This is a genomic window from Mesorhizobium sp. LNHC221B00 (genome assembly GCF_000502935.1).
GTDB lineage: Bacteria > Pseudomonadota > Alphaproteobacteria > Rhizobiales > Rhizobiaceae > Mesorhizobium > Mesorhizobium opportunistum.
The window spans coordinates 40388-66959 of sequence record NZ_AYWR01000026.1; the positions used below are offsets into that span (position 1 = coordinate 40388).

Annotated in this window: 27 protein-coding genes and 1 pseudogene; 10 read left to right on the forward strand and 18 right to left on the reverse strand. The window is 62.3% G+C overall.

What is annotated here, in order from left to right; translation table 11 throughout:
• Positions 1 to 38: 38 nt before the first annotated feature.
• The 5 genes and pseudogenes from cyoD to X741_RS01000000167185 all read right to left on the reverse strand — a co-directional run bounded on the left by cyoD (position 39) and on the right by X741_RS01000000167185 (position 5232).
• Positions 39 to 449: a cytochrome o ubiquinol oxidase subunit IV gene (gene cyoD / locus X741_RS141360; protein WP_023767906.1), complete on the reverse strand. Its 411-nt coding sequence runs from the start codon at positions 447 to 449 to the stop codon at positions 39 to 41.
• Positions 446 to 1132, reverse strand: coding sequence for a cytochrome (ubi)quinol oxidase subunit III (locus X741_RS141355; protein ID WP_023780048.1), 687 nt, complete (start codon positions 1130 to 1132; stop codon positions 446 to 448). The genes cyoD and X741_RS141355 overlap by 4 nt, the downstream gene beginning before the upstream one ends.
• Positions 1129 to 3129: a cytochrome o ubiquinol oxidase subunit I gene (cyoB, locus tag X741_RS141350; protein ID WP_032928273.1), complete on the reverse strand. Its 2001-nt coding sequence runs from the start codon at positions 3127 to 3129 to the stop codon at positions 1129 to 1131. Before cyoB ends, X741_RS141355 begins: the two co-directional genes overlap by 4 nt.
• Before the next feature lie 2 nt (positions 3130 to 3131).
• Positions 3132 to 4157: a ubiquinol oxidase subunit II gene (cyoA, locus tag X741_RS05015; protein ID WP_031250462.1), complete on the reverse strand. Its 1026-nt coding sequence runs from the start codon at positions 4155 to 4157 to the stop codon at positions 3132 to 3134.
• Between the two features lie 206 nt (positions 4158 to 4363).
• A pseudogene (locus tag X741_RS01000000167185) lies at positions 4364 to 5232 on the reverse strand (MBL fold metallo-hydrolase).
• Between the two features lie 264 nt (positions 5233 to 5496).
• On the opposite strand from X741_RS01000000167185, the gene X741_RS141345 reads away from it, so the two are divergent.
• Positions 5497 to 6666 (forward strand): hypothetical protein, encoded by a 1170-nt coding sequence (locus X741_RS141345; RefSeq protein ID WP_023780053.1) that lies wholly within the window; start codon positions 5497 to 5499, stop codon positions 6664 to 6666.
• Positions 6667 to 6718: 52 nt separating this feature from the next.
• Here the strand turns inward: X741_RS141345 and X741_RS141340 are convergent, their stop codons facing one another.
• The 3 genes from X741_RS141340 to X741_RS0135845 are packed head-to-tail and all read right to left on the reverse strand — an operon-like array spanning position 6719 to position 9594.
• Positions 6719 to 7240 carry a ferritin-like domain-containing protein gene (locus X741_RS141340; protein ID WP_031250463.1) on the reverse strand — a complete coding sequence of 174 codons (522 nt, stop codon included), beginning with the start codon at positions 7238 to 7240 and terminating at the stop codon, positions 6719 to 6721.
• 33 nt (positions 7241 to 7273) lie between these two features.
• A complete protein-coding gene (gene glf, locus X741_RS141335) occupies positions 7274 to 8419 on the reverse strand; it encodes a UDP-galactopyranose mutase (protein ID WP_023780055.1) in 1146 nt (381 codons plus the stop codon).
• A 2-nt stretch (positions 8420 to 8421) separates the two neighbouring features.
• Positions 8422 to 9594, reverse strand: coding sequence for a glycosyltransferase family 1 protein (locus tag X741_RS0135845; RefSeq protein ID WP_031250465.1), 1173 nt, complete (start codon positions 9592 to 9594; stop codon positions 8422 to 8424).
• 529 nt (positions 9595 to 10123) lie between these two features.
• Here X741_RS0135845 and X741_RS141330 point away from each other — a divergent pair.
• The gene (locus tag X741_RS141330) at positions 10124 to 10948 is read left to right on the forward strand and encodes a hypothetical protein (protein WP_023780058.1); all 825 of its coding nucleotides are present in this window, start codon (positions 10124 to 10126) and stop codon (positions 10946 to 10948) included.
• A 25-nt stretch (positions 10949 to 10973) separates the two neighbouring features.
• Here the strand turns inward: X741_RS141330 and X741_RS0135850 are convergent, their stop codons facing one another.
• Positions 10974 to 12596 (reverse strand): M20/M25/M40 family metallo-hydrolase, encoded by a 1623-nt coding sequence (locus tag X741_RS0135850; protein ID WP_051410515.1) that lies wholly within the window; start codon positions 12594 to 12596, stop codon positions 10974 to 10976.
• 147 nt (positions 12597 to 12743) lie between these two features.
• Positions 12744 to 12995, reverse strand: a complete 252-nt coding sequence (locus X741_RS141325; RefSeq protein ID WP_023767844.1) for a hypothetical protein — start codon at positions 12993 to 12995, stop codon at positions 12744 to 12746.
• Positions 12996 to 13682: 687 nt separating this feature from the next.
• Here X741_RS141325 and X741_RS141320 point away from each other — a divergent pair.
• The 8 genes from X741_RS141320 to X741_RS141285 all read left to right on the forward strand — a co-directional run bounded on the left by X741_RS141320 (position 13683) and on the right by X741_RS141285 (position 19912).
• The gene (locus X741_RS141320; protein ID WP_023767846.1) at positions 13683 to 14291 is read left to right on the forward strand and encodes a DUF1206 domain-containing protein; all 609 of its coding nucleotides are present in this window, start codon (positions 13683 to 13685) and stop codon (positions 14289 to 14291) included.
• Positions 14288 to 14680 (forward strand): phage holin family protein, encoded by a 393-nt coding sequence (locus X741_RS141315; protein WP_023767847.1) that lies wholly within the window; start codon positions 14288 to 14290, stop codon positions 14678 to 14680. The genes X741_RS141320 and X741_RS141315 overlap by 4 nt, the downstream gene beginning before the upstream one ends.
• On the forward strand, positions 14677 to 15516 hold the full coding sequence (locus X741_RS141310) for a hypothetical protein (RefSeq protein WP_023780061.1): 840 nt from the start codon (positions 14677 to 14679) through the stop codon (positions 15514 to 15516). Before X741_RS141315 ends, X741_RS141310 begins: the two co-directional genes overlap by 4 nt.
• Before the next feature lie 91 nt (positions 15517 to 15607).
• A complete protein-coding gene (locus X741_RS141305) occupies positions 15608 to 15904 on the forward strand; it encodes a hypothetical protein (protein ID WP_023780062.1) in 297 nt (98 codons plus the stop codon).
• Between the two features lie 360 nt (positions 15905 to 16264).
• Positions 16265 to 17440, forward strand: coding sequence for an ABC transporter substrate-binding protein (locus X741_RS141300; protein WP_023780064.1), 1176 nt, complete (start codon positions 16265 to 16267; stop codon positions 17438 to 17440).
• Positions 17428 to 18390 (forward strand): PQQ-dependent catabolism-associated beta-propeller protein, encoded by a 963-nt coding sequence (locus tag X741_RS141295; protein ID WP_023780065.1) that lies wholly within the window; start codon positions 17428 to 17430, stop codon positions 18388 to 18390. Before X741_RS141300 ends, X741_RS141295 begins: the two co-directional genes overlap by 13 nt.
• On the forward strand, positions 18387 to 19112 hold the full coding sequence (locus X741_RS141290; RefSeq protein WP_013895461.1) for an ABC transporter ATP-binding protein: 726 nt from the start codon (positions 18387 to 18389) through the stop codon (positions 19110 to 19112). The genes X741_RS141295 and X741_RS141290 overlap by 4 nt, the downstream gene beginning before the upstream one ends.
• On the forward strand, positions 19109 to 19912 hold the full coding sequence (locus tag X741_RS141285) for an ABC transporter permease (RefSeq protein ID WP_031250470.1): 804 nt from the start codon (positions 19109 to 19111) through the stop codon (positions 19910 to 19912). Before X741_RS141290 ends, X741_RS141285 begins: the two co-directional genes overlap by 4 nt.
• A 17-nt stretch (positions 19913 to 19929) precedes the next feature.
• On the opposite strand, the gene X741_RS141280 is transcribed toward X741_RS141285, so the two are convergent.
• The 8 genes from X741_RS141280 to X741_RS141250 all read right to left on the reverse strand — a co-directional run bounded on the left by X741_RS141280 (position 19930) and on the right by X741_RS141250 (position 26535).
• Complete coding sequence (locus tag X741_RS141280; RefSeq protein ID WP_023780067.1) at positions 19930 to 20346, reverse strand: c-type cytochrome; 417 nt, start codon at positions 20344 to 20346, stop codon at positions 19930 to 19932.
• Positions 20327 to 21205 (reverse strand): cytochrome c oxidase assembly protein, encoded by an 879-nt coding sequence (locus tag X741_RS141275; protein WP_023780068.1) that lies wholly within the window; start codon positions 21203 to 21205, stop codon positions 20327 to 20329. The genes X741_RS141280 and X741_RS141275 overlap by 20 nt, the downstream gene beginning before the upstream one ends.
• Positions 21202 to 21543, reverse strand: a complete 342-nt coding sequence (locus tag X741_RS141270; protein ID WP_031250471.1) for a hypothetical protein — start codon at positions 21541 to 21543, stop codon at positions 21202 to 21204. Before X741_RS141270 ends, X741_RS141275 begins: the two co-directional genes overlap by 4 nt.
• Position 21544: 1 nt before the next feature.
• The gene (locus tag X741_RS141265; RefSeq protein ID WP_023780070.1) at positions 21545 to 22150 is read right to left on the reverse strand and encodes a cytochrome c oxidase subunit 3; all 606 of its coding nucleotides are present in this window, start codon (positions 22148 to 22150) and stop codon (positions 21545 to 21547) included.
• A complete protein-coding gene (ctaD, locus tag X741_RS141260) occupies positions 22147 to 24120 on the reverse strand; it encodes a cytochrome c oxidase subunit I (RefSeq protein ID WP_023780071.1) in 1974 nt (657 codons plus the stop codon). The genes X741_RS141265 and ctaD overlap by 4 nt, the downstream gene beginning before the upstream one ends.
• Entirely contained in the window at positions 24117 to 25205 is a 1089-nt protein-coding gene (gene coxB, locus X741_RS04915; RefSeq protein WP_245272782.1) for a cytochrome c oxidase subunit II, read from the reverse strand. Before coxB ends, ctaD begins: the two co-directional genes overlap by 4 nt.
• The gene (locus X741_RS141255) at positions 25202 to 25735 is read right to left on the reverse strand and encodes a c-type cytochrome (RefSeq protein ID WP_023780073.1); all 534 of its coding nucleotides are present in this window, start codon (positions 25733 to 25735) and stop codon (positions 25202 to 25204) included. Before X741_RS141255 ends, coxB begins: the two co-directional genes overlap by 4 nt.
• Positions 25732 to 26535 carry a substrate-binding domain-containing protein gene (locus tag X741_RS141250; RefSeq protein ID WP_023767860.1) on the reverse strand — a complete coding sequence of 268 codons (804 nt, stop codon included), beginning with the start codon at positions 26533 to 26535 and terminating at the stop codon, positions 25732 to 25734. Before X741_RS141250 ends, X741_RS141255 begins: the two co-directional genes overlap by 4 nt.
• Positions 26536 to 26572: the final 37 nt, after the last annotated feature.

The window sequence follows — 26572 nt, forward strand, 5'->3', positions numbered from 1 at the left end:
TAGATGAGCTCCGGTGCTCGGGCGGGGGTGCTGCTCGCTCAAGGCATCTTTCCGGCTTGATGGGCCGTCATGGCAGCCATGTTCTCATTCAGGTGGGCCATGATCCAGACCGAGCCCAGAACCACCAGCGCCACGATCAGCACGCCGAAGGCGAGGGCCAGGATGTTGTTGGTGTTGTCCGGCCCGGTGGTCAGGTGCAGAAAGAAAACGAGATGCACACCCATCTGCGCGACAGCGAGCACCACCAGCGCCGAGATCACCGCCGGCTGGTATATCAGGTTCGTTTGCGCCGCCATGAATGCGGCAATCGTCAGCAGGATGGCGAGGCCGAAGCCGAGCAGGTAGCCCAAAAGCCCCCCAGCCATTTCGTGCTCTGTGATGCGTTCCTCGCCCGGTGCTGAATCGCGGCGGTCCTGTATTTCGCCGGGCCTGCTCTCAGTCTCGGTCATGGCGATACTCCCAGCAGATAGACCAGGGTGAAGATGGCAACCCAGATGATGTCGAGTGCGTGCCAGAAAAGGCCGAAGCAATGGAGCCGTCGCAAAGTGTCCGGCCGAAAGCCCTTTACCCATAGCTGCGCCATCATTGTGCCTAGCCAGAGCAGGCCAAGTCCGACGTGGGTCCCGTGGCAGCCTACGAGCGCGAAGAAGGCTGAAAGAAATGCGCTGCGCGAGGGGCCTGCCTGCTCGGCGATCATTGCCGCGAACTCCTGCACCTCCAGGAACAGGAAGGCTGCCCCGAGCAACCCGGTGACGAGAAGCCAAAACTGCGTGGCAGCGATCGATCTGCGGTGGGTCGCGAGCGTTGCCAGGCCACCGCTGAAGCTCGACGTGAGCAGGAGACCCGTCTGCACGGCAACGCGGGTGGGCTCGAACAATTCCTTGCCGGTGGGTCCGCCGGCGGTCGCCTTGGCGAGGACGGCATAGGCGGCGAAGAAGGCTGAGAAGATGATGATGTCCGACAGGAGAAAGATCCAGAACCCGTAGGCCACGGTGACGAACTTGGAGGCTGGGCCGCCCTCTCCGTGGCCTGTCGCGGATCGCGCGCCATGCCGATCGGCGCGATCAAGCCGGTAGGGGTCGCGTGTCCGGGTGCCGGCGGTGATGACGCTGGAGAATGCGTGATCGCTCATGCCGGCCGCTCCCAGCGCCGCAGCCAGGCCGACTGCGAGGCCTCGCGGTCATGGTCGATGCGCGCGACCTCGTCGGCGGCGATCTCGTAGTCCCCATGATCGCGCCAGGCGAAGACGACGAAGGTGATGTAGGCGCCGATGAAGCCGACGATCGCCACCCACCATATGTGCCAGATCAGCGCGAAGCCGATCAGCGTGCCGAAGAAGGCGGTGACGAAGCCTGTCGGGCTGTTGCGCGGCATCTCGATAGGCTCGTATTCCTTTTCCTCGGCTGCGTTCTGCTCGATCCCTCGTTGCTTGATGCGCCAGTAGGGCTCTTCATCCTCGACGTGAGGCAGCCGCGCATAGTTGAAGACGGGGGGAGGCGACGATGTCGACCATTCCAGCGAACGCCCATCCCACGGGTCGCCGGTCTGATCGCGGAGTTCGTCGCGATGCCGGATCGAAACGAGAAGCTGTGCGATCTGCAGTGCGGCGCCGGCGATCATCACCAGCACGCCGAATGCGGCCACCACCAGCCATGGCGCCCAAAGATCCATGTCGATATGTTGCAGGCGCCGCGTCATGCCGAGCAGACCGACGATATAGAGCGGTACGAAGACCAGCATGTAGCCGGCCAAGGTGACCCAAAATGCCGCCTTTCCCCAGTCTTCGTGCAAGCGGAAGCCGAACGCCTTGGGAAACCAGTAGGTGAAGCCGGCGAACGCGCCGAACAGCACGCCCGAAATGATGACGTTGTGGAAATGTGCGACGAGGAAAAGTGAATTGTGCAGCACGAAGTCGGCCGGCGGGACGGCAAGCAGAACGCCAGTCATGCCCCCGACGGTAAAGGTGGTCACGAAAGCGAGCGCCCAAAGCATCGGCGTGTCGAAGCGAACGCGCCCGCCATACATTGTGAAGAGCCAGTTATAGATCTTCACGCCGGTGCCGACCGCGATGACCGACGTGGCAATACCGAAGGCTGCATTGACGTCCGCTCCGGCGCCCATGGTGAAGAAGTGATGCAGCCAGACCATGAACGAGACGATGCAGATGAACATCGTGGCCGCGACCATCGAACGGTATCCGAACAGCGGCTTTGACGAGAATGTCGAGAAGACCTCGGAGAAGATGCCGAAGGCGGGAAGCACCAGAATGTATACTTCGGGATGGCCCCAGGCCCAGATCAGGTTGACGAACATCATCTGATTTCCGCCGGCTTCATTGGTGAAGAAATGGAAGCCGAGATAGCGGTCCAGCGTCAGCATCGCCAGCGTGGCGGTGAGGATCGGGAAGGCCGCGACAATGAGCAGGTTGGAGGCGAGCGAGGTCCAGCAGAACATCGGCATTCGCAGATACCCCATTCCGGGCGCGCGCATCTTGAGGATAGTCGTCACCAGGTTGACGCCGGTAAGCAGCGTTCCGACACCGGAGATCTGGATCGACCACAGATAGTAATCGACACCGACACCCGGTGAGTAGGTGGTTTCCGACAACGGAGCATAGGGCAGCCAGCCGGTGCGCGCGAATTCGCCGACGACAAGCGAGATGTTGACCAGCAGGGCTCCGGAAGCCGTCAGCCAGAAGCTGACGGAATTGAGCGTCGGAAAAGCGACATCGCGTATGCCAAGCTGCAGCGGTACAACGAAATTCATCAGGCCAATCATGAAAGGCATCGCCGCGAAGAAGATCATGATCGTGCCGTGTGCGGAAAAGATCTGGTCGTAATGCTCCGGCGGCAGGTAGCCCGGTCCGTGGATCGCCAGCACCTGTTGTGTGCGCATCATGATGGCATCGACGAAGCCACGCAGAAGCATGAGCATCGCCAGCACAATGTACATCACGCCGATGCGCTTGTGGTCGACGGAGGTTATCCACTCGCTCCACAAATAGGGCCAGTAGCCCTTCACCGTAATCCAGCCAAGCACGGCGGCTGCTGCCAGAAAGACGCCGAGCGCTGCACCGAGCGGGATGGGTTGATCAAAAGGAATGGCCGACCAGTCGAGCTTGCCCAGCATCGTCATTCTACCCCTTTTGCCTGTGGACTATGCGCCATCGGTGGCGCCGCCGCCGCGGGGCTTGCCTTTGGACTCACCTGTGGCTCGCCGCTGGACGCGCTTTCAGAAGGTCCCGGACCCGGCGGCAGTGTCTGCTGAACAACTGCGTCGAACAGCCCAGGCTGCACATGGCCGAACGCGGCCGGCGGCACGTTTGTGCTTTGCCGGGCGAGCTCACGATACGCATTGGCGTTGAGCACGCCGCCGCCGCCGCGCAGCGACGAGGCCCAGCGGGCAAAGGCATCAGCTGAAACCGCGCTCACCTTGAAGTTCATATCCGAGAAGCCGTCGCCGCTGAAGTGCGCCGACTGACCGAAATAGCTGCCTTCGCGGTCGGCCTGCAGATGCAATTCGGTCTGCATGCCGTTCATAGCGTAGATCATGCTGCCAAGCTGGGGCACGAAGAACGTGTTCATCACGCTGGCCGAGGTCAGCTTGAAACGCACCGGAACGCCGGCCGGGATGACCAGTTGGTTGACCGCGCCCACACCCTGCTCGGGATAGAGAAACAGCCATTTCCAGTCGAGCGCCACCACTTCAATGTCGAGCGGTGGCTGCGCGGAAGGGATCGGTTTGCGCGGATCTAGCTGGTACGATCCGTAGTAGATCAGCCCGCCAAGAAAGAGGATGGTGAGCGTCGGGATCGACCAGACGATCAACTCGATGCGCCCCGAATAGGTGAACTCCGGATCATAGCGGGCGTTGCTGTTCGAGGCGCGGAATTTCCATGCGAAGGCTAGGAGCGCAACAAGCGTCGGAACAACGATCACCAGCATCACCGCCAATGAGTTCAAGAGGATCGTGCGGTTGCCCCAGCCAATGGGCCCTTGCGGGTCGAGCACACCGCCCGCGCAACCGGGCAAGACTGCGATTGCCGGGGTCCAGAGCAGTGCGCTCGCCAACTTGGCGCTGGATGGCAACAACACCGGCTTCGCCTTGAACCCTGGAGGGGACGCGTCATAAGGGCACGCGTTCATCGCGTTTTCCATCTGAAGGCTTACCTTGACGCAGAACTTCGATGCACTTCGCCGCCGCGAACGGACGTCCTAACTGGCGCCGCCTTGGTTTGTTCCCGACGCGCCCGCGCATGGTTGTCGGTCGCGGTCGCAGTGTGGGGGTTCTGGATCCCGTCGATTTCGCCCCGCGCTGGATTATCGGAGCAGCCGCGGAATACTGTCGTTCGTACAGACCGAACTCAACTATTTGGGACCGTCGCTGGCTCGCGCACGAATTTCAGTTTGGGCGGGACGGCGAACTCCCTGAACCGCTCAGCCAGGCTTTCGAGAGCTTGACGCATGCCCGCTCCCGCAGCGGCCGCGCCGTGTCCACTGATGACCATCCGCGGCTTTAGCGCAGCCAGTTGCTTAACGGATCGTTCAGCCGCTTCCCAGTCCGGCGTGAAGTAGCGCGGCGGGCCATGCATCTCGAGATCCTGGACAGCAACCTCATAGACGGACTCCTGGCCGGTGGTGATGAACGCGTCCCCCACGATCAGCGAGCCGTCTTCCTCGCGCCAGAGCGAGATGTGCCAGGAGCGTGCCCGGGTGTATGCAGCCATTGCCATCCGGGCATTCCGGGGATCGATCCGTCGCCCGGCAAGATCTCCAAACGGCTGCCAAGATCGATCGGCCCGCGTGGAAAAAGCGGTGAAAGCAGGGCCATCAGTCCACCCCCGACCCACGGATCCGGCGGCGGATAGGATGTTGTCCCGTCCAAGTAAGGACGCTCAAGCGGGTGCGCGAAGACAGGCACGTCCCACTTATTGGCAAGGTCCAGAACCGGCCCCACATGGTCGAAATGGCCGTGGGTCAGGATAATTGCGGCTGGCCGCGCGTTCGTGCCAAACCGTTTTTCCGCGACCGCGAGAATGCTGCTGCGCGACGTCGGCAACCCCGTGTCGATCAGCACCCAGTTCCGATCACCGCCGCCTGGCGCGCCGAAGAACACGACATTGACGATTGCCAGCCGCAAATAGCCCAAATCCGGTGCGATGCTCCAAGCGCCATCGCCACGATCCTCGCGTCTGGCGTGGTCGATCTCGGAAAGTTGAATCTGAACGGTCATGTGATCCCGTGCCTCTGTTGTTGCCGAGCAGCCGCTCGGGTTGATCGGCGGCCGTGTACATCGCCCGAACTTGGCGCGGGCCTCCTTGTTCCTCATTCGCAACCCAACTCCCGGCATCACCACAGGAACAAAGCCTTGACCAATCGGTTCGGCATTACCCGGTCAGGCAAGGGCTAGGGGATGAGGGTATGCCGGACTGAGCAACGCCACCCCGTCCCGGTCCGAGCAAGGCGGTTGGAGCCGACTGCCCGAAGGAGACTTCGAATGAGCGATATGGGACGCAGGCACGAGCACCAGGCGGAGGCTTCGGATACGGAAGTTTCGCGGTTCGCCAGTTTTTTCATGGCGGGCTTTGAGTGCTCCTCGCACCGACGCAAGGACGGCGTTCGCCTCGACCTTATCCGTGCGACCTCGCATAATCTGCACGCCCTAGGCGACTACCGCGGCTGCGCCGAACTCGGCCTTCGCACCATTCGCGACGGGCTGCGGTGGCATCTGATCGAAACCGCTCCCGGGACCTATGACTGGTCAAGTTGGGCACCGATGGTCGAGGCCGCCCGGTCGGCAGGTGTCCAAGTCATCTGGGACATCTTCCACTACGGATCTCCAGACCATGTCGACCAGGGATCGACGGATTTCGTCGATGCCTATGCCTCGTTCGCGGCAGAAGCCGTGAGAGTGCACCGTTCGATCGCCGGAACACCGCCTCTGTTTTGCCCGATCAACGAGATCTCCTTTTTCGCATGGGCCGTTGAAGTCGGTTATTTCCCGCGCGTGGGGCCGGAAGAACGGGGATGGTTCAAGCGGCATCTCGTGAAGGCTGCCATCGCGGGCGTGCGTGCAATGCGCGAGATCGACCCCGCCTGCAGATTTGTCTGGGCCGAGCCGCTTATCCATATCGCTCCTCGCGATGGGACCCGCGGCGAACGGCGTCGGGCCGAAAACGCCCGTCAGGGGCAGTTCGAAGCTTACGACATGTTGCTGGGCCACGTCGAACCCGAGTTGGGCGGGAGCGAAGATGTTGTCGATATCGTGGGCCTGAATTTTTACCCGCACAATCAATGGTACCTGAACGGACCGACGATACCGATGGGACATCATGAGTACCGCGCCTTGTCGGAAATGTTGCTCGAAGTCGCTCATCGGTACGGTAAGCCGATGTTCATTGCGGAGACCGGTTCCGAGGGATCCGGCGGGCCGGCTTGGCTCCACTATGTCTGCGACGAGGTGCGCGCCGCCATGAGTTCGGAAGCGCCGATCGAGGGCATTTGCCTGTACCCGATAACAGCCTACCCCGGCTGGGACAATTCGCGACATGCGGAGGTGGGGCTGTTTTCGGTCATTCAAGCCGATGGCATGCGACGCCTCCGTCAGCCCATCGCGGACGAACTGGTCCGTCAGCGAAATCTCTTCACCGCGAAACGGACGGGCTGACGGGTGCGGTCCGGGGCAGGGCGTCTGTCATGGACGCCCGCGCCCCATTGGATCAGCTCTTTGCGGTTTCCCCGGCCTCGCGCAACTTGGCATAGCGCAAGGTGACGTCGCTCAGGTTTTCCTTCAGCCAATTGGCCATGGCTTCCTCTTCGCTCAAATTCTGCTTGAGAACCCTTTCGGCGTCCTGAAAACCACCGGCCTCGGCCAGCACCAATAGCGAATTGTAAGCGGCGATCTCGTAGTTTTCGAATGCGAAATTCGCCAGGCTGTTCTTGATGATCTCGTCGCCGGCCATGGAATGTCCCATGGCAGCCATGCTGCCAACCATCGACAACGCCGTATCCTTGAGAGTGGAGTGCTCTTCGTCGAGACCGTCCAGGACGGCCTCAAGTCGCGTGATCTGGCCTTCGGTTTCCTGAATGTGCCGACGCAAACGATCGGCCACCTCTGGATAATTCTCAATACGCTCGACTTGGGGTTTCATTATCGATAGCGCCTGGTTTTCCATGGCGTGGGCGTTGCGCAAACCAACAACGAATATCTCACGGCTTTCTGAATCGAAGTTTGTGTCCATCGTAGTTCTCCTTTTGATTTTGCGCCCCCGAGCTTAGGTCCTGTATGCGGGGGAGCTTACCGCCGGCTCCGCCAATGGCGGACCCGGGACGCTCTTCTGGATGCGGGAGAAAGCAGCCAAGGCCTGCCCGACCACCTGGTCCATGTTGTAATAGCGGTATGTTGCCAGGCGACCGACAAACCACACGTCGGGACAGGTTGCGGAGCGCGCTTCATAAAGCTTGTAGAGCGCTTCGTTTTCGGCCCGCGGCACCGGATAGTATGGGTCCCCGATGTCGCTGGGATATTCGTAGGTCAGGCTGGTCCGCGAGCTCTGCTGGCCGGTAAGATGTTTGTATTCCGTGATGCGTGTGTAATCTTCCGTCTGGGGATAATTGACGACCGCGACCGGCTGAAACTGTTCGCGGTCCAGCGTAACGTGCTCGAAACGAAGCGAGCGATAGGGAAGGTGCCCAAGCTGCCAGCCGAAATATTCATCGATCGGGCCGGTATAAACCAGGCGCCTGAATGGTATCTTCTCACGAATTTCGCGGAAATCGGTCTGGAGCAGGATCTTGATATTCGGATGATCAAGCATGCGTTCGAACATCCGTGTGTACCCGCCAGCCGGCATTTTTTGGAAGCTGTCGTTGAAATAGCGATCGTCGCGATTGGTTCGGGTCGGCACTCGTGCTGTCACCGATTTGCTCAATTGACTGGGATCGACGCCCCATTGCTTCCTTGTGTAGCCACGGAAGAACTTCTCATAGAGCTCTCGTCCCACGGTACTGACGACGACGTCCTCGGCCGTTCGAACGTCCTCTACCGTCTCGCGTCGTGACGCAAAGAAATCTTCCAGCTGCGTCGAGGTTAGGTTGAGCCCATAAAGGCGGTTGATCGTGTCGAGATTGATCGGGATGGGAACCAGTTTCCCGTCCACCGCCGCCAGCACCCTATGCTCGTACGGCCGCCATTCGGTGAACTGCGACAGGTACTCCACGATCGCCTGGCTGTTGGTGTGGAAGATATGCGGCCCGTAGCGATGGATGAGGATGCCGGCTTCATTGTAGCAATCATAGGCGTTGCCGCCGATATGGCCGCGGCGGTCGACCACGAGCACGCTCTCATGACGCTGCGAAGCTATCCTTTCGGCAAGCACGCTGCCGGCAAACCCTGCGCCGACGATCAGCCAATCGAACATGGCTATGCGCTCCTGCGAAGGGGGACGACCTTCTTGCCTTGATGGGCACGCTCAATGTGAGCTGCCATGGCATTCCATGTTTTCTCCCAGGACATGTTCGCGAGATAGGCGTCGACTTGCGGCCAGAGGGTTTGATGCGGTCGCGAAAGAACGGAGCGCAGCTTGATTTCCAGATCGTCACCGTCGGCGATTTCCACCAGGCCGGCGGCACCGTAGCTGCGCACCACATCCACGATTGCCGTCGAGACGACCGGCAGGCCCGCGGCCAGGAACTCCGGCGTCTTGGTCGGGCTGATGAAACGGGTCGCTTCGTTGAGCGCAAACGGCATCCACCCGGCATCCCAATGGCGCAAATAATCGGGTAGCTCGCAATAGGGCTTCGCACCCAACCAGTGCAGATTTTCGGCTTGCGGCAGGCTTGAAGGATCAATCTTGACCACGGGGCCGAGCATCACGAAATGGACGTCGGGCATGGTCTTTGCCGCCAGCGCCACGAGACGACCGTCCAGTCTCTCGTCGATGACGCCGAAATATCCCACCCTCGGGTGGGGAATGTCGGCCTGATCGGCTGGGTCCTTTCCCGGCTTCCTCGCCCTGTGGAAGTGCTGCACATCGATGCTGCTCGGGAAGGGGTAGATCTCATGATGCGAGCGGCGCTTGGTCTCGAACAGGCTCAGGCCGCCGGTGAAGACGAGATCGGCGCGCCGCAGAAGGGCCTTTTCCATCTGCCCCAGTTCTGGCGGCGCATTCTTGAACGCGGAGAGTTCGTCCATGCAGTCATAGACGCATATGTCTGCGTCGAGATACTCCGTGAAGCGAAGAGCCATCGGGGTGTAGTACCAAGCGATCAAACGACTATGCGGCATGGCAGCGATCGCCTGGTGAACAAATCTCCGCTGGACGGCATCTGCTTTCGTGGGCGACGTGCCGAGCGGGAGCACCGGTGTCACAATCAGAATGTTTGACGACGGCTCGCTCGTCCGCATAAGCGGATGTGTCAGGTCTTCGAAAACAGGTTCTTCAAAGTAGACCACTCGCTGCTGCTTGGACGCGAGAGTGAGAATATGCTGTGGGCGTTGATGAACAAAATTCCATCGAAGGTGTGAGAAGCAAACCAATAGATTTTCGCGACCGGGGTATTTACTTCTGGCTACCCTGCCCAAGGCTGCTTCCATTGACATATTCCTTTTTATAGACGCTGATTTATTTTACGACTAACATTTGTTAATCGCGGGTGGAGGAGAACTAAACTTCGATTCAAGCTTCTAACTTTCGATCGGGTAAGTTGTTCCAAGGTGAAATGGAGAGACTCAGCCCATCCGTTGGTCGACGAGCCCGAAGGTCAAATTGCCGCGTCGGGAATGGCTGTCGGCGCTTGCTCGCCATTGAAAGCGCGGTCGACCAGAGGAATGCGGTGGAGAGCGGCATTGCCGCATTTGCGCTGAACTCGTTGGTTATAAAATGCGCGATACATCAAATTGATTCGCCTGGATCGCTGCGCGGGTCCGCGTGCTAGGGCGAATTCCGGGGCTGACATGAAGATCGATTTTGAAACCAACGTTTTCCCGCTGTTTCATCCGCAAAGCGTGGATGATCTCAAGGACCCGTGCCCTGTCTTCGATGGCAGTGTGTGGCACGTCTTCGGTTCAAGCGGCACGGTCACCACCGANTCTCAAGGACCCGTGCCCTGTCTTCGATGGCAGTGTGTGGCACGTCTTCGGTTCAAGCGGCACGGTCACCACCGAGACGTGGAGAATCCTGCATGCCACGGCGCCCGACCTCTATGGCCCGTGGACCGAGCATGAGCCGATCGAACTTCCGATCAACGGCACTGGTGTCGCGGCTCCCGGTGTGATCCACGAAAGCGGCGTGTTCCACATGTTCATTCAGACCGAGTTCATGAAGTCTGGTGGCCGTTGCGAGCACGCGGTTTCCAACGACGGGTTCCATTGGGTGGTTCTCAGCCCGGCCATCCTTGCCATCCCGGACACGGAGGAGGATGGTATCTACGATCCGCATCCAGCGGTCATTGGCGGCAAGCGCTACCTCGCCTATTCGGCCATGCCGAAATTCACCAGGGTGCCTCAGCCCGACATCTATCTGGCGCGCAGCCAGTCCGATTCCTGGTTCGGTCCCTGGAAGCGGATCGGCAAGATCCTCGACCACAACGATGTTCCTCATCACAATACGAGAGAGGATCCGGACTACGAATGGGGCATAGAAGGCGCACAATTGGTCGAGCTGCCGGATGGCCGAGTGCTGCTCAACGCAACTTGCTTTCTTCCGAATGGCCTTCGGGGGAACCGGCAACGGGTGTTTTTTGCCATCGCGGACGAGGTCAGCGGACCCTACGTCTCCATCGGCCCGGTGCTCGAACCGGGGCAGCCGGGAGAGAATGGTCACTCGACGGTGATGATCGAAGGCAGCCAGCTTTCACTGTTCTACCAGAGCCGGGTTGCCGCAACCGATCACCGGTGGCGTTACGGCTTGGCCAGATGCGACGTCGCTCTGTTTTCAAAGGTTGCATGATCACTGCCATTCTGCACGCCGCGTCCTATCCAAGGAGCTTGCGGCAAATGTCGCGAACGAGCTGTGGCAGGACCTCGAACGCATACCCGACATGCAGTCGCTCGAGCGGCGTGTGATAGTCTCGTCCCCAGGGACCGATATTGATCGTCGGAATGTTGGCCAGGGCTCGCCGCGGTGGCCATCGCACGCTGTCCTTCCAGGCCGGCGTGTTGCGGGCAACGATGTCGAGAGAGGATTCCTCGGCTTCGCCAAGGAAGCTCATGTCGGAGATGCCGGCGAAATAGTCCGTGCAACCGACCGCGCTGCCGTGGCGCGCCATCGCCTCGGCGGCGACGGTGACGGCGGCGGCTCGCAACCGGGCGGCGGCCGGCAGTTCGGAAAGGTTCGTCGGCAGATAAGGGATTGACCCGAAGCCTGTAACGATGGCCGGCCCGGTCAACCGGCTGAGTTCCCAAGCCTGCTCCGTTATCAATCGGCATTTCTCAGGCAGCGCGAGATCGCCGGCAGCAATCGAGGCGGCAACAGCTTCGAGTTGCGCCCGCTCCGGCTGGCCCAGACGCTCTATCAAAGTCTCGTACCGGTGGACCGGAACAGACCTTGCCGTGTCGACCTGGCCTGTCGTTGCACTGACGCGGCTCTGCAGTTCCTGGAGAAGGCGCGAGGCAGCTTCGGCGCATAATTTGTCGAACCGGTCGAGCACCTCAGTGGGTGTCCGGCGATAGCTCAGCACATTGAAGCTGGCATAGGCCACCCGCGGCGTGGTGACATCGTATCCGGTCTTTCCGTCCCTTATCCCAAGCAGGCTGGGCGGCGTGCCTGGTGCCGATCCACCCTCTTCGGTGAGTTCGGGCGCCCATTCCAGCCGAGCAGCGATTGCGGCGGCGATGGCCGCCGCGTTGAGGCCATTCAGGGGAAAACCGCTATGTGTGGGAACGCCAACGACAAAGGCGGTGGGAAGCAGCTTGCCCACTGTTCCCAGGGCGATCACGCGCCCCTTGCTGCCGTCGCCGTCATCAGCGATCGCGTCGAGATTGATTGCCGCGATCAGATCGAGGTCGCGCTCTTCGCAGATTTCGGGCAGCATCCGTGCCGCCTTGCGGGCACCGGCGGAATTGTTCTCCTCGTCCGGCACGGCGATAAAAAGCAGGTTTCCAGACGGCTTCGCCTCTCCGGCGAAATCGGCGCATACGGATAGGCCCGCCGCAAGGCCGGCCTTCATGTCGAGAAGGCCACGTCCGGCCAGGAAATCGCCGCCCGCGAGATCGTGATGGGCCAATCTGGCGGCTGGAGCCTCGCCTGCGACGAGGGAATCGCGAAGTGCTCGTGTCAGGGCCTCTGGCCGAGTGGCCAGATGCTCCAAGTGCCTATAGTCGCTGGTTCCAACGGTGTCGTAGTGACCTGTCAAAAGCACCGTTGAGCGTCCTGTGCCGCGAAGCAGCATCGCCACGCAGTGACGGCCGTCCCGAGGTCCGATCTCGATCGTCCACACCTCGGCGTTCCGGAATGCTGTCTCCCGTCGCAGTTCGCCCGCCAACCACGGGCCGAAAGCGGCCTCGCCGTCCGTCCCGGTGACGCTTTTCTGTTCGGTGAGTTCAACGGCCCAGCGCCGCGCGTGGCTGGACAGCGTCACGGGAAACCTTTGGCTCATTATCGTCCTGACATTCGGGTTGGCGCGATGAACAGTATCTTGGCCAAGCGCCATCTCTCAAGCACGGTTCGGTGTGTTCCAGGAAAATCCCCCGCGGAAACATTCCTGCTCGGAGGAACTTTCGGACCGGGGCAGCTTTTGTTTTGATCACACGCAAACGATGAGGCGAAGATGCAGGTGCTCGATACAGCCGTACATAGCGGGCCGGAGAATCTCGTGGTCGAGTTTCTCGGCGAAGGCGGCCAAAAGATCGCCACCACCACGGACTTGTCCGACCGGCAACTGCCGCTCGCTGAAGCCGCGCTGGTCGCTCGGCAGATGATGGTCCAGTGCGCTGTTCGGCATCGCGGCCGCTCGGAACGGTTGGGCGGTGCGAGTTCGCGACGGCAGCGGCAACATAGCCGTATCCATTGATTTCAAGGCCGCAAGACCAGCGAAGGCGGTCGCTGGACGAAGGAGCTGATCGCCCAGCTTTGCAGTGGAAGGCCAGTTATATGTACAATTTCATGTCATTGCATGCGATCGCTGCCCGGAGAAGCGACGGGTTGCGACCGGAACTCATCCGGCTGTTTCAGGTGCGCGCCGCCTTGAAGGCAGCTGGCGTCGCAGACCTGCAATCATATAATGGCGTCGGCTTTGAGCAGGCCGGACCAAATCCGGTCGGAGACGCTGGGACAGGGCAAGATAATGTGGTCCCTCTTCCTGCCGACAGAAGGCAACAGCCAGGCTCTCCGGCGCGTTAGGCTGTTGAAACAGGGATAGCGGCAGAGGTCGCGCTGCTGGTTTGGCGCCAGGCGACGGCCATCGCTGATTACCCCAGCCCGGCATATCGTTGCATCCCTGTCGAATGTCGAACAAAGGCATCGAACACGCCGGGGCCGGGCAGGCCATTCCTGACGTGTTTTGCTGACGAAGCACACGCACCACGGCTCGATCGCAAAACCTTTCGTTCATGGAACATCCAACGTTTCTCGAAGTTGGGCAGCCAAGGAGGAACGTGCCATGAACAGTGTTATCTATCTTATCGGCCTCGTCGTTGTCGTGCTTGCTGTCCTCTCTTTCCTCGGTTTTCGCTAGGTGGTGACCATGCAAAGTGATGACGGCCAGGGCCGTAAACCCTCTGATTTCGACCAGGCGAAACGTGATGTTTCCGACAGGCTTCGTCAGGAAAAAGAACGCGCGAACGAGTTGCTTCACGATGCTCGCGACGAACTGACCAGCAAGGCTGGCGAGTACGCAACAGAAGCCACGCAGGTCATTTCCGACAAGGCGGAGGAGGCGCAGCGCGACGTCGGATCGAGCCTGGCGGCACTGGGCGGCGCACTGCGCGCGGCCAGCGATCACCTGGCCAACAACGACGAAAGGACCGCATCGAAATTTGCGCTGGACGCCGCCGGTGGCCTGGAGCGGCTTTCCTCGTCACTGAAACAAAAGCCGTTCGGACAGGTGCTTGAGGACATGCAGTCTTTTGGCCGACAAAATCCCGGTGTCCTCCTTGCTGGATCGGTGCTGGCCGGACTGGCGCTCGGCCGGTTCATCAAGGCTTCTCCACCGGCAAGCCGTCAAGCATCTCAGAATGCTTCGGAAGACGCCAACTCGCAGACTGCTCAACCGGCTGAACGGGCTGACGGCTCGTGGGGATTCGACCGTATCGGCGATGATGTCGCCACGCAGCATGCGGAGCAAGACAGATGAACACGCAAGACAATCCCAGCCTCGCGACCCTGGTAACCGACCTGGCCCAGCACGCCACCACGCTAGTGCAAACCGAAGCCCGACTTTTGCGGGCAGAGCTGTCCGAAAAGCTTACCAAAGCGGGATCGGGCGCCGCCGAGGTGCTGGGCGGCGCGATCTGCCTGCTCGCGGCCTTACTGGTGCTGCTGCAGGCACTCGTCATCGCTCTGACACGGGCAGGGCTGGGCGCCGGGTGGTCCTCCCTGTTGGTCGGTGTGGTCGTGGCAATTCTTGGCATCATCCTGCTGCGGACCGGAATGGCAAGCATGGCGCCTTCCGAACTTACTCCCGACCGAACCCAGGAACAGCTCAGGCGCGACGCGAATGTGATCAAGGAACAAGTGAGATGAACGAGAAATCCGCAGCCGAATTTGAACGCGAGGCGGAGGCCGCGCGCGCCAGGGTAGTGGAAACCGCCGAATCCATCCGAGGCAAAATGACACCGGGACAATTGCTGGACGAATTCACCGGCATCTTCTCCGGCGGAGAGAGTTCGGCCATGCTCGACAACCTGAGAACGCAGGTCAGGGACAATCCCTTGCCCGTGACGATGATAGGTGCGGGCCTGGCTTGGCTCATGCTGGGCAGCGGTCCTTCAAACGGCGGCCGACGCCCGGCCGGTTACGCGGCGGCCATGGCGCCCGGCCGTCGTGACGATGCGGATGGTGGAGCGTCGGGCAGTACGCTCGCCGACGCTGCCACGTCGCTCTCCTCGGCTGCAAGTAGCGTCGGCGACAGCCTATCGAGCGCGGCAACGATCGCCGCCGAGGGGCTGACGAGCAACGCGGCGAGTGCAGGATCGGCGACTGGCGACATGGCTGCGAAGGCCGGCCGCTCGGCTCAGGAGCTACTGAATGACCAGCCCTTGGCGGTCGCGGCGGTCGGTCTCGCGATCGGCGCCGCGATAGGTGCCATGCTACCCCACACCGCAATGGAGGATGAGCAACTGGGCGGCTATCGCGAACAGCTTCGCAACACTTCTCAGGACATGCTCAACCAGGGCCTTGAGCAGGCCAAACAGGTTGCCGCCGACGGCTATGAAACGGTCAAGCACGAAGCTGGCCGGCAAGACAAGGACGCAGGCACATTGGCCGACCAACTCGGCGGGATCGTCAAGTCTGCGGCCGACGCGACGGAGCAGTCCGTGCGCGAGCGGACTTCGCGCCTTTCGAAGGAAGAATCCTAGACGACGGCAGCTTTTCGATGGGGTCGTGGCCAAGACCGCCGGCGTCACTCGCTTTCTCGTCTAGTCTGCGGCCGACAAGAAGGACGCGTCCGTGCGCGAGAAGCTTTCGGACGTCGAAGCCTCGGCGGGCAAGACATCCTGGTTGCGCTTTGACCGCCACGGCGCAGTCGATCAGCGGCGTGTTCGCCGGCGACGAGGCTATGAAAGGTCTCTGGCGAGCTTCACGTTCGAACCTATGGAAATCGCGTCCTATACGATCCTCATCACCGGCTCCAATGCCGCGGGCGAGGGCGAGATTGCACGTGTGTGCAAACAGTACCTGCGCAAAAGAGCAAGCCATGGCCGAATGGCTGAAGGACCCTTCCGCAAGTCGCCGAGACCTTTCTGACACCAGCGGAGCCGATAGCGACAGCGCCAGGCGAGGAGGATCGACTTAAACCCGGAGCCTGCCGCGGTGCCGTGGGGCGGGATGCTCAGCCAGTGGTCGGCTATCACGAAGCCGTGGCTCGGCACGAGCGCCGTTCGAATCCAGGAACATTCCTTTGCCCAGGGGGTTAGTATTGCTCCGCAGTACCGGAGCGCTCGTGTTGCTTTCGAACTTCCAGGAGCAGTCGTTTGACGGGCCTCCCGCGGCTATGGCGTCAACGGCGAGCCACCACCTTGTCGTGCCGGGAGATGGGCAGGCCGCGATCGCTGGGGGCCTGAAGACTATTCCGGACCAACGGTGCGGACGGGAAGGCCAACGCGAATGAAGATCGCGCTGGCTTTTCTCATGGTCCTTGCCCTAGCCGCTCCGACACTTGCCGAGCCGCCGACGATGGTGATCGGTTATCTCGGTGAACAGCTCAAATCGCCTCTGCCGCTCGGGCCGCTGGATGAGGCCGTTACCGACGAAGGCCTGCAGGGCGCTCGGCTCGGCATTGCCGACGACGCCAGCACCGGCCGGTTTCTCGGCCAGCAATTCCGGTTGCGGGAAAAGATCCTGAAGCCGGGCGAGGCTCCGGCCGAGGCCGTCAAGGAGTTCGCCGCCGCGGACATCAGCTTCGTCGTCGCCGATCTCGACGCCGACCGGTTGCTGCAGGCGAGCGCCGCCCCAGGCGCCGAGCGGATGACGCTATTCAACAGCCGCGCCCCGGATGACCGGCTCCGCCAGGACGATTGCCGCGGGAACGTGCTGCATACGATACCAAGCCGCGCCATGCTCGCCGATGCGTTGGCGCAATACCTGATCTGGAAACGCTGGCAGCACTGGTTTCTGCTGGTCGGGCCGCATCCCGGGGACCAGGCGATGGCGGCCGCCTTTCGACGGGCGGCGGCTCGCTTCGGAGCCGAGATTACTACCGATCAGCCGTGGACATTCAGGCCCGCCAACGGACGTGCCGATACCGGGCATGTCACGCTGCAGACCGAAATACCCGCGGTCACGCAGGTCAGCGACTATGATGTTCTCGTGGTCGCCGACGAGGCGGATGAGTTCGGCGCCTATCTGGAGCAGCGCACTGCTCTGCCGAGGATCGTCGCCGGCACCCAAGGGCTGGTCGCCACCGGCTGGAGCCCGGTCAGCGAGGAGTGGGGCGCAACCCAACTGCAGGATCGTTTCCACAGGCAGGCCGGGCGCTGGATGCTGCCCAGCGACTATGCCGCCTGGCTCGCGATGCGCAGCATTGGCGAGGCAGCGACGCGCCTGCACAGTCTCGATCCCGCGGCGATCGGGCAATACATACGCGGCGAGGCGTTTCTTCTCGCCGGCTTCAAGGGGCAGGGGCTCAGTTTCCGTGCCTGGGACGGACAGATGCGCCAGCCCATCTTGATCGCAGGGCCGCGCCTGCTGGTTTCCAGCTCGCCGCAACCGGGCTTCCTGCACCAGCGCACGCCGCTGGACACGTTGGGCATCGACTTGGAGGAGAGCACATGCAGGTTCTGATCGCGCTGCTTTTGGCGGCGCTCGCTCTTGCCGCTCCCGCCGCCGCCGAGACCATCTATGTGTCCAATGAGCAGGACAATACCGTCGCGGTCGTCGATGGCGCGACGATGACGATGCTGGCGACGATCGACGTTGGCCGACGTCCGCGCGGACTGGCGCTCTCGATCGACAACAAGTTGCTGTTCGTCGCGGAAGGTGACGACAACCGCATCGACGTGGTCGACGTCGCGAAGCGCCGGGTGGTCGGGCAGTTGCCCTCGGGGGCCGATCCGGAATTCTTCGTGGTCCATCCGGACGGCAAGCGGCTGTTCGTGGCCAACGAGAACGACAATCTGGTATCGGTGGTGGACGTCGCCGCGGCCAAGGTCATCGGCACGGTGGATGTCGGCGTGGAACCGGAAGGGATGGCGGCCAGCGCCGATGGCCGCTATGTCGCCTGTACGTCGGAGACCACCAGCATGGTCCATCTGATCGATGCAGCCACCCTCGAACTCGTCGACAATCTGCTGGTCGACACCAGACCGCGCGCGGCTTTGTTCACGCCAGACGGCAAGCAATTGTGGGTCTCGTCGGAGATTCGGGGCACAGTCACCGTTTTCGACACGGCAACTCGAGCGCAAACTGGCAAGATCGAGTTCGCCGTGCCGGGCATTCGACGCGAAGGCGTGCAGGCGGTCGGCATGGAGATCTCCCGCGAGGGCGCGACCGCCTACGTGGCGCTTGGACCCGCCAACAGGGTGGCCGAAGTGGACGTCAAGACGCTGACGGTCCGTCGGCTCTATCTTGTTGGCCAACGACCATGGCACGTTGCGCTCTCCGCCGATCAGAAGCGTCTGATCAGCGCAAACGGCAATTCAGGCGACATCTCCTTCATCGATCTCGAGAACGAGGAGGTGGTGAAATCGCTGCCGGTAGGCCGCGGTCCATGGGGCGTGGTGATCGGCCCATGAACGTCTTGTCGGTCGAGCATCTCAGCCACAGTTTCGGAAGCCGGCGGGTTCTGGACGAGGTGTCGTTTTCGGTGCCGGAGGGCGGGATGTGCATTCTGCTTGGACGCAACGGCGCCGGCAAGACGACATTGTTCTCGCTTGTCACCGGGCTCTATCACGCCCGCGCCGGGTCAGTCCTTGTCCTTGGCCATGCGATGAAGGCGAGCCCGTCAACCGCTCTTGCTCAAATGGGTGTTGTCTTCCAACAGCTGACGCTTGACCTCGACCTGACGGCCGGCGAGAACCTGCGCTACCATGCTGCCCTGCATGGGCTCTCTAAGGCGTTGAGCAAAGAGCGGTCCATTGAGGAGCTCAGCCGGCTCGAAGTGGCCGACAGGATCGACGATCCTGTCCGCGCGCTTTCCGGGGGGCAGCGTCGCCGTGTCGAGATCGCACGCGCTCTGATGCATGACCCACGCCTTTTGCTGCTGGACGAGCCGACCACCGGGCTCGACGTGCCGGGCCGCCGCGCGCTCGAGCGGCACGTAAGGGAGCTTTGCCGTGAGCGCGGCATTGCTGTTCTGTGGGCAACGCATTTTCTGGAGGAACTAACGGCCGATGACGATGTGGTGGTGCTGCATCGAGGAACAGTACGCTGGGCCGGCCGCGCCGATCGCCTCGCTGCCGATCTCGGTGTCGCCAGCACGGCGGAAGCCTTCGCGTTGCTGACGGGGGCCGAATGAAAACGTCTCACGCAGTGCGGGCGCTGAACGGTATCCTGCGCAGGGAGATGCTACGCACGCTGCGGCAACGCGGCCGATTGCTCTCAGCGATGGTAAGGCCGCTTGTCTGGCTGGCGATCTTTGCCGCCGGCTTCCGCTCCGTTCTCGGCCTGTCGATCACGCCGCCCTACCAGACCTATGTGCTCTACGAAGTGTATGTGGTGCCCGGGCTGGCGGCCATGATGCTGCTCTTCCACGCCATGGCGAGCTCGCTGGCCATAGTCTACGACCGCGAGATGGGCAGCATGCGCCTGTTGCTGACGGCGCCGTTGCCACGCTGGTACCTGCTTGCCGCGCGGCTGCTGGCCAGCGTCATTGTCGTCATGCCTCTGGTCTATCTATTCCTAGTTATCGCGCGCTATTGGGACGTCCGGCCGCCGGCTCTCGGCTATGTCGCGGCGTTTCCGGCGCTCTTGCTGTCGGGCCTGATGCTTGGCGCCTTCGGATTGCTCGTATCGTCGGTCTCGACGCAAATGGAGAACTTCGCCGGCGTGATGAATTTCGTCATCTTCCCGATGTTCTTTGCTTCGACGGCGCTCTATCCGCTGTGGCGTCTCGCCGAGGCGGGGCCGGTCCTGGCAACGATCGCCGCGTGGAACCCGTTCAGCTCGGCGGTCGAGTTGATCCGCTTTGCGCTGTATCTGCGGTTCGATGCCGCTTCAGCCTTCGTCGTATTCATCTGTCTGCTCGCGTTCTTCCTCGCTGCCGTGGTCGGTTATGACCCCGGTCGCGGCCTGTGGTCGCGGCGCCCCGGAAGCTGAACGATAAACTGCTCCAATCACTTCAAGGCATAGAGGTAGGCTGCGATATCGCGCGCCTGCTGCTCCGTGATCCCTGTCGATGGCATGGCCGTGTGCGGATTGATCTCCCTGGCCGATCGTATCCAGCGCACCAGGTTCTCCGGATTGTTGGCCATGACGCCGCCGATAATGACACGGTCGGCAAGGCTTGCGTCGAGGCGAGGGCCGACTTGCCCTTGCGCGCCCGGCACGCCCGTAATCGTGTGACAGCCGGAGCAGCCATTCGCGGTCATGATCGGCAGAGCGCGCGCAACGTCACCGCCCGTGGCGGCCTGCGCCTCGTGCCGGATGCGCGCGGCCCGATCGGACCACCAGGTCAGCCCGACCACAACGGCGATGAGCAGCAGCAGCGTGGCACTGGCGGTGGCAAGCAATTTAGACAGGCCCGAGCGCATGCGCCGCCTCCCTCCTTCCGCTCGCCCTGATCCACAGCCCGGCCAGCAGCAATGCCGCCCCGCCATAGATCAATCCGGCCGGCACCCACATCACCAGCCCGGCAAGCTGCTGGTCCTCGAGGGGGCTCAAATTCCACAGCGCCGCCCCCACGGCGTTCTCCGGGTACCAGAGCCGTGGCGAAAGCAACAGGAGAACGCCGAGCAGGCCAGTGTGCAGCGAGGTGACGAAGAGATGCATCACCGCGCCGCCATAGTTGTGCTGACGACCGGAGCGCGGCAAGATCGCCCACCAGAACAGCAGGCCGGTTCCAAGGAAGCTCGCGTGCTGGGCATAGTGCAGCACGCCGCGCTCCAGCGCTGCCTCGAACACCGTCGGAATGTGCCAGATCCATATGGCGATGCCGTGAACAATGGTCGCGCTGAGCGGCCGGGTTGCGAAAGCCCAGACCGCCTGCAACCATCCGGCGTGCCCGGCAATTCCCAGAACGTGGCGGAAGCGGGTGGGGAGGCCCCACATCAAGGCCGCGGCCGGGCAGGCCGCGACCAACAGCGGCGCCGCCACGGCCATCAGCAGTTCATGCTCGATCATATGCGCCGCAAACACCTGCTCGCCGAGCGCGTGAATGGGGCTGACCAATGCGGCTGTCAACACGCCCCATCCGGCCGTGAACAGCAGCGCCTGGCGCAGCCGCAAAGTCCTGCCGCGGCCGCTGCGCCGCCAAAGCCGGCTCGCGCCCACGACATAGACGAGACCAAGGACGGCAAGCGGCAGCGTAATCGGCAGTGCGAGCGTCCATCCGGCTTCTGGCGCGCCGGCACCAAAGCAGATCGAGGTTGAGAACAGCGCGTCGAGGTTCATCGCAGGCACTCGTCCAGGATGAGCGCGGCGCTGCCTTGCATGACGATGACAAGTGCAAACAGCAGCGCCGATAGCATGCCGAGATTGGCGACAAACCGTTCGGTGCCGCGCGTACGCTCCGGCTTGAAAGCGGCGCCGCCTCGGCGCTTCGCCCGCCAGGACAGCGCCCCGCCGAGCAGAGAAAACAAGACGAGCAGCAGCGCCAAGGGAAGCACCACCGGGACCTGGCGGTTGCACTGCCAGGGGACCAGCGCATAATTCAGTTGCGTCGCGAGTGCCCAGGCCAGCGGGCCCGACAGAAGGCCACCCCAAGACGTTCCCACACGCAATGCACGCATTTCAGCCTAGCCTCGGCAGCCAATAGATGAGCAGATAGATCGGAATCCAGGTCAGGACCACGAAGTCCCAGTAGAAGACATTGTCGCCGACATCGCCAAAGCGGCGGCCGCTATGGCCATGGCGCGTGAACATCAGCACAGCCAGCACGATGGTGTCGCCGACATCGGTTATGAGATGCGTGGTGTGCAGCCCGAGCAGAACCCAGAGCATCGATCCATAAGCATTGGTGTCCCAATAGATGTTCAGCGCTGGAAACTCGAACCAGCGCACGACAAGCGGAGCCAGACCGAGCAGCGACATCACCACCATGCCGATCCGCACCGGCCCGATCGCGCATTGCTTCGCGTAACGTCTGAGGATGTGGTTCGGCACCAGGCTGAGGATGAGGAGCAGCGTCACGATCGTCCCCGGCCAATGGTTGGGCCGCGGAGCGCTTAGACGCCAGTTGGGCCACAGGGTCGCGAGATAGAGATAAGCGCCGGCCGCCAGCGCGAAGCCGGTGCCTTCGAGTGCCATGAAGCCCAGCGTGCCCCACCACGTCGGGCTGCGCGGACCATGTCCAAAGGTCGGCAGGCCGGAAATATCGGCGGCGGGGCGCTGGTTCATTCCTCGTCCTCCGGATCGCCCTTGGGCCAAAACCATCCGACCAAAGTGATGGCGATCGGCGCGGCGCCCCAGACAATCGCCCACGGCGTGAATATCGAATAGACAAAGGTACCGCCGACGGAGAGCGCCGCAAGCAGCGGCCAGATCGACGGCGTCGCCGATTTCTCGCGAATGTCTGGATGGGCTTCCGCAACGGTCGAGATGAGAAGCTCGCGCGCATCGACCCGCAACCCTGTCGCCACGGGCAGCGCTTCGCGCTCGGCCCAGAGCGGCTCGACATGCGTGACAATCGGAATGCGCGCGAAATTATAGCTCGGCGGCGGCGAAGACGTCGCCCATTCCAACGTTCCGGCATCCCAGGGATTGTTTCCGGCCGGTGCGCCCTTCAGCGCGCCATGCGCAAGGTTGAAAGTGAACAGGACGAAGCTCAGGAAGAAGAGCACCGCCCCGGCCGAGATGAAAAGGTTGATGTTTCCCCAACCAAGTTCGGCCGGATAGGTGTAGACCCTTCGCGGCATGCCCCACAGCCCGACGAGATGCATCGGGAAAAAGGTGGCATTAAAGCCGATAAACGCCAGCCAGAAATGCCAGCCGCCGAGGCGTTCGCTCATCATGCGGCCGCTGATCTTCGGGAACCAGAAATAAGCCGCGCCAAGCAGCGGAAACACCGAGCCGCCAATCAGCACGTAGTGGAAATGCGCGACGACGAAATAAGTGTCGTGGACCTGAAGATCCAATGGCACCGAGGCGAGCATCACGCCGGTTAGCCCCCCGATCACGAAGATGAAAAAGAAACCGAAGACGAACAGCAATGGGGTCCGGATCACCGGCCGGCCATCCCACAGTGTCGCGAGCCAGCAGAAGATCTGCACGCCGTTCGGAATGGCGATCATCATGCTGGATGCGGTGAAGAAGCTGGCGCCAACCTTGGGCAAGCCGGTGGCGAACATGTGATGAACCCAAAGGCCGAACGACAGGAAGCCGACCGCGATCAGCGACAGGATAAGCCCGAGGTGTCCGAAGGTCGGCCGCCTGGCGAAGGCGGGGATAATTGAAGACACCATGCCAGTCGCCGGCAGGAAGATGATGTAGACTTCCGGATGGCCAAAGAACCAGAAGAGATGTTGGAACAGCAGAGCATCCCCACCTTCCGCCGGGTTGAAGATGTGCGTGCCGACCAGACGGTCCAGGATCAGGAACGTGGAGGTGATCATCACCGCCGGCATCGCGAAGACGACGACGAAGGAAGTGACTAGCATCGCCCAGACAAAGAGCGGGATCTTGTCCAGCGACATGCCGGGGGCTCGCTGCTTGAACACCGTAACGATGGTCGCCACCGCGACGGCCAGTGACGACACTTCGGTATAGGTGATCATCTGCGCCCACACGTCAGCGCGCTTGCCCGGTGCGAATTCGGGACCGGACAGCGGCACGTAAGCAAACCAGCCGACATCGGGCGCCATGTTGAGCGCGAAAGACACCCAGGCGAAAGCGCCACCCGAAACGTAGATCCAGTAGCTGAAGGCGATCAGGCGAGGGAACGCGATGTTGCGGGTGCCGACCATCAGCGGCACGAGATAGATGCCGGTCGCCTGCACGATTGGCACAGCGAACAGAAACATCATCGTAACGCCGTGCATTGTGAACAGCTGGTTGTAGAGGTCCGGCCCGATCAGGCCGCGCCGTGGACCTGAGAGTTGGATGCGCATGGCGACGGCATTGAGCCCGCCCAGGCACAGAAATACGAAGGCGGTGATCAGATAGCGCCGTGCGATGACCTTGTGATCGACGCTCGACAGCGCCCCGATGATGCCGGGAGGCGTGCGCCATGTCCGCGCCAGCCAGCGATGCAGGCTGGCTTCGTCCATGCCGGTGTCGCGAGGTCCGTCGCGTTCGGGAGCAATGTCGCCCTTGGACGCTGTGTCCGGTTCCGGGATGTCGCGCTCGCCTGTGATATCGGCGCTGCTCATTTCAGACCCTCGAGATAAGCCACGATGGCGTTGAGCTCGTCGCCGCTAAGATCGACCACCGGCATATGGGATCCGGGCTTGACACCTTGCGGGTCGGCTATCCAGGCGGCGAGATTGCCGCGGCTCATCGTCAATGTTCCGGCGGCCAGGGTTTGCCGGCTGGCTATATGGGTCAGATCGGGAGCGACCGTTCCTCCCGCCGGCGTGCCGCCTATTCTGTGGCACATCACGCAGGGGCGCCTCAGAAACAGATCTTGGCCGGCTTTCGCCTCGGCATCGGTCGGCGCCGCGGCCGGCTGCAACTGGTCGTTCCACCACGCGTCGAACTTTTCACGCGTTTCGGCGATGATGAAGGTGCCCATGTTGGCGTGCTGCGCGCCACAGAACTCGGCGCATTGGCCTCGATAGACGCCGGGCTTGTCGGCCTTGATGTCGAGCACGTTCATGTGGCCCGGAATGAGGTCGAGCTTGCCGGAAAGGCTCGGGATCCAGAAGGAATGGATGACATCGGTCGAGGTCAGAAGAAGCCTCACCGGCTCGCCGGCAGGGATATGGATCTCGTTCGCGGTCGTCAGGATGCGGCCCGGCGTGGCATCCTCATAGCGCACCTCCCACCACCATTGATGCCCCGTGACCCGAATGGTCAGCGCTGCATCCGAGCCGATCGCGGCGAGCGTCCTGTTGGCGAAGAAGCTCAGCAAGGTCAGCCCGACCAGTATCACCGCGGTCAGCGCGACGGCGATCAGAACCACGCGAAGCTTCCGGCCGTCGGCGCCGACGTCGATCGCAAGCGGTTCCGCCTGCGCGCGCGACCGCATCATCAACGGCGCGGCAACCGAGATCATCACCAGCACCCACACCACCGCGCAGAGGCCGGTGAAAAACCAGATCAGCCATGCCAGCTCGCTCGCCGCTGGACCTTTCGGGTCGAGAGCCGATTGCCAGCCTGCGCATCCCTGGAGCAATAGAGCGCTGGCGGTGGCAAACNCTGGACCTTTCGGGTCGAGAGCCGATTGCCAGCCTGCGCATCCCTGGAGCAATAGAGCGCTGGCGGTGGCAAACGCCATCGAGACGAGGCGCTTCACGGCGACTTCCCCAGCGTGGCGGCGTCCGGCATTCGGTTTTCCGAGGGATGCACCATCATGTCGTCATTGCGCGATGGCGCAGCGGACGAGGGTGCATTGCCGCCCAGCGACCGAACGAAGGCAGCAAGCTCCCATATCTGGTCGTCGGGGATCTTGTCGCGGAAGCTCGGCATGCCGTTCGGCCGGCCGTCGCGGATGGTGGCATGAATGCTTTCCATCGAGTTGCCATAGATCCACTTCTCGTCCATCAGGGCCGGTCCCATGCCGCCGCCGCCATTGGCATGGCAGCCGGAGCAGTTGAACCAGCTGAACAGGCGTTTGCCCTCGCTCATGTGGAAGGCGTTGGCCTCGAAGCTCGCCGCCTTGTTGTCGGAAGGTGAGGGTCGCTGGCCGCCCGGCTCCAGCGTGGTCACAGGCACCGGCTGCTCGCCTGAGCCGAGCGCCGATTGCGGTCGCGTGTCGCGCTCCTCACGCTGGCAGGCGGCCAGGGCCATCGTCAAGGGCAGCACCATCGCCAGAGCCAGCCTCATCGCACCGGACTCCCGGGCATGTCCAGACGCGGTACGCCGTATTGCGCCAGAACCGCATCGATCTCGGCCTTGTGTCTGGCAAGCGCGCTGTTCACATCGCCGCGCAGCGCATCATCCTCGCGCCGAACACCCATCGAGATGTCATACATCAGCGGCAGTTGCGGTCCGTCGATGCGAGGCGTGACAGGGGTGATCCGGAGGGGTACCCTCTGCTTCTGGGCGAAATAGCCCGCGAGCGGACCCCAGACCACCGCGAGGTCGATTTCGCCGCTCGCCACCGCCTCGACGATGCGCGCCGGAGGATTGGGAGCGGAGTAATCGCCATAGACAGGGTAGCCGACGAGATGCCCGACGATGCCGCGGCGGCCGAGCGCCTGGACAGGCGGCGAGTTGGCGCCGTCGTCGCCGATGAGCTGAACACCGATCCGCAGGTCGCGCAGCCGCGGATCATTGAAGGAGGTCACATCCGGGCCGCTCTGGCGGGTCACAAAAACATAAGACGAACGATAGTAGGGCGCGGTGGTGCGCAGCATCTCCAGATTGGCCGGCGTGCCGGGCACGAGATCGCAGCGACCTGCCTTCAGCGTGTTGCGGATAAAGCCGCGGCGCTGCGCCCACCAGGTGTAGGTCAGCTTGGCGCCGAGATCGCCGGCGATGATTTCCGCGATCCTGTTCTCGAAGCCCTGACCTGCCGCGTTGGAAAAGGGCAGGTTGTTCGGGTCGGCGCAGACCCTGAGCTCGCGGGTGCCGGCTGTCGCTGGTAAGACCAGCAAGACGAGCGCGGTGATGCCGCGCGCCATCCGCGGGAATACATTCCGTGCCACGCTGTGGATCAAG

Excerpts from the sequence above, each read along its gene's own strand:
- cyoD (WP_023767906.1), bottom strand. The coding sequence starts at position 449 with ATGACCGAGACTGAGAGCAGGCCCGGCGAAATACAGGACCGCCGCGAT.
- X741_RS141355 (WP_023780048.1), bottom strand. The coding sequence starts at position 1,132 with ATGAGCGATCACGCATTCTCCAGCGTCATCACCGCCGGCACCCGGACA.
- cyoB (WP_032928273.1), bottom strand. The coding sequence starts at position 3,129 with ATGCTGGGCAAGCTCGACTGGTCGGCCATTCCTTTTGATCAACCCATC.
- cyoA (WP_031250462.1), bottom strand. The coding sequence starts at position 4,157 with ATGGAAAACGCGATGAACGCGTGCCCTTATGACGCGTCCCCTCCAGGG.
- X741_RS141345 (WP_023780053.1), top strand. The coding sequence starts at position 5,497 with ATGAGCGATATGGGACGCAGGCACGAGCACCAGGCGGAGGCTTCGGAT.
- X741_RS141340 (WP_031250463.1), bottom strand. The coding sequence starts at position 7,240 with ATGGACACAAACTTCGATTCAGAAAGCCGTGAGATATTCGTTGTTGGT.
- glf (WP_023780055.1), bottom strand. The coding sequence starts at position 8,419 with ATGTTCGATTGGCTGATCGTCGGCGCAGGGTTTGCCGGCAGCGTGCTT.
- X741_RS0135845 (WP_031250465.1), bottom strand. The coding sequence starts at position 9,594 with ATGGAAGCAGCCTTGGGCAGGGTAGCCAGAAGTAAATACCCCGGTCGC.
- X741_RS0135850 (WP_051410515.1), bottom strand. The coding sequence starts at position 12,596 with ATGAGCCAAAGGTTTCCCGTGACGCTGTCCAGCCACGCGCGGCGCTGG.
- X741_RS141325 (WP_023767844.1), bottom strand. The coding sequence starts at position 12,995 with ATGTTGCCGCTGCCGTCGCGAACTCGCACCGCCCAACCGTTCCGAGCG.
- X741_RS141320 (WP_023767846.1), top strand. The coding sequence starts at position 13,683 with ATGCAAAGTGATGACGGCCAGGGCCGTAAACCCTCTGATTTCGACCAG.
- X741_RS141315 (WP_023767847.1), top strand. The coding sequence starts at position 14,288 with ATGAACACGCAAGACAATCCCAGCCTCGCGACCCTGGTAACCGACCTG.
- X741_RS141310 (WP_023780061.1), top strand. The coding sequence starts at position 14,677 with ATGAACGAGAAATCCGCAGCCGAATTTGAACGCGAGGCGGAGGCCGCG.
- X741_RS141300 (WP_023780064.1), top strand. The coding sequence starts at position 16,265 with ATGAAGATCGCGCTGGCTTTTCTCATGGTCCTTGCCCTAGCCGCTCCG.
- X741_RS141295 (WP_023780065.1), top strand. The coding sequence starts at position 17,428 with ATGCAGGTTCTGATCGCGCTGCTTTTGGCGGCGCTCGCTCTTGCCGCT.
- X741_RS141290 (WP_013895461.1), top strand. The coding sequence starts at position 18,387 with ATGAACGTCTTGTCGGTCGAGCATCTCAGCCACAGTTTCGGAAGCCGG.
- X741_RS141285 (WP_031250470.1), top strand. The coding sequence starts at position 19,109 with ATGAAAACGTCTCACGCAGTGCGGGCGCTGAACGGTATCCTGCGCAGG.
- X741_RS141280 (WP_023780067.1), bottom strand. The coding sequence starts at position 20,346 with ATGCGCTCGGGCCTGTCTAAATTGCTTGCCACCGCCAGTGCCACGCTG.
- X741_RS141275 (WP_023780068.1), bottom strand. The coding sequence starts at position 21,205 with ATGAACCTCGACGCGCTGTTCTCAACCTCGATCTGCTTTGGTGCCGGC.
- X741_RS141270 (WP_031250471.1), bottom strand. The coding sequence starts at position 21,543 with ATGCGTGCATTGCGTGTGGGAACGTCTTGGGGTGGCCTTCTGTCGGGC.
- X741_RS141265 (WP_023780070.1), bottom strand. The coding sequence starts at position 22,150 with ATGAACCAGCGCCCCGCCGCCGATATTTCCGGCCTGCCGACCTTTGGA.
- ctaD (WP_023780071.1), bottom strand. The coding sequence starts at position 24,120 with ATGAGCAGCGCCGATATCACAGGCGAGCGCGACATCCCGGAACCGGAC.
- X741_RS141255 (WP_023780073.1), bottom strand. The coding sequence starts at position 25,735 with ATGAGGCTGGCTCTGGCGATGGTGCTGCCCTTGACGATGGCCCTGGCC.
- X741_RS141250 (WP_023767860.1), bottom strand. The coding sequence starts at position 26,535 with ATGGCGCGCGGCATCACCGCGCTCGTCTTGCTGGTCTTACCAGCGACA.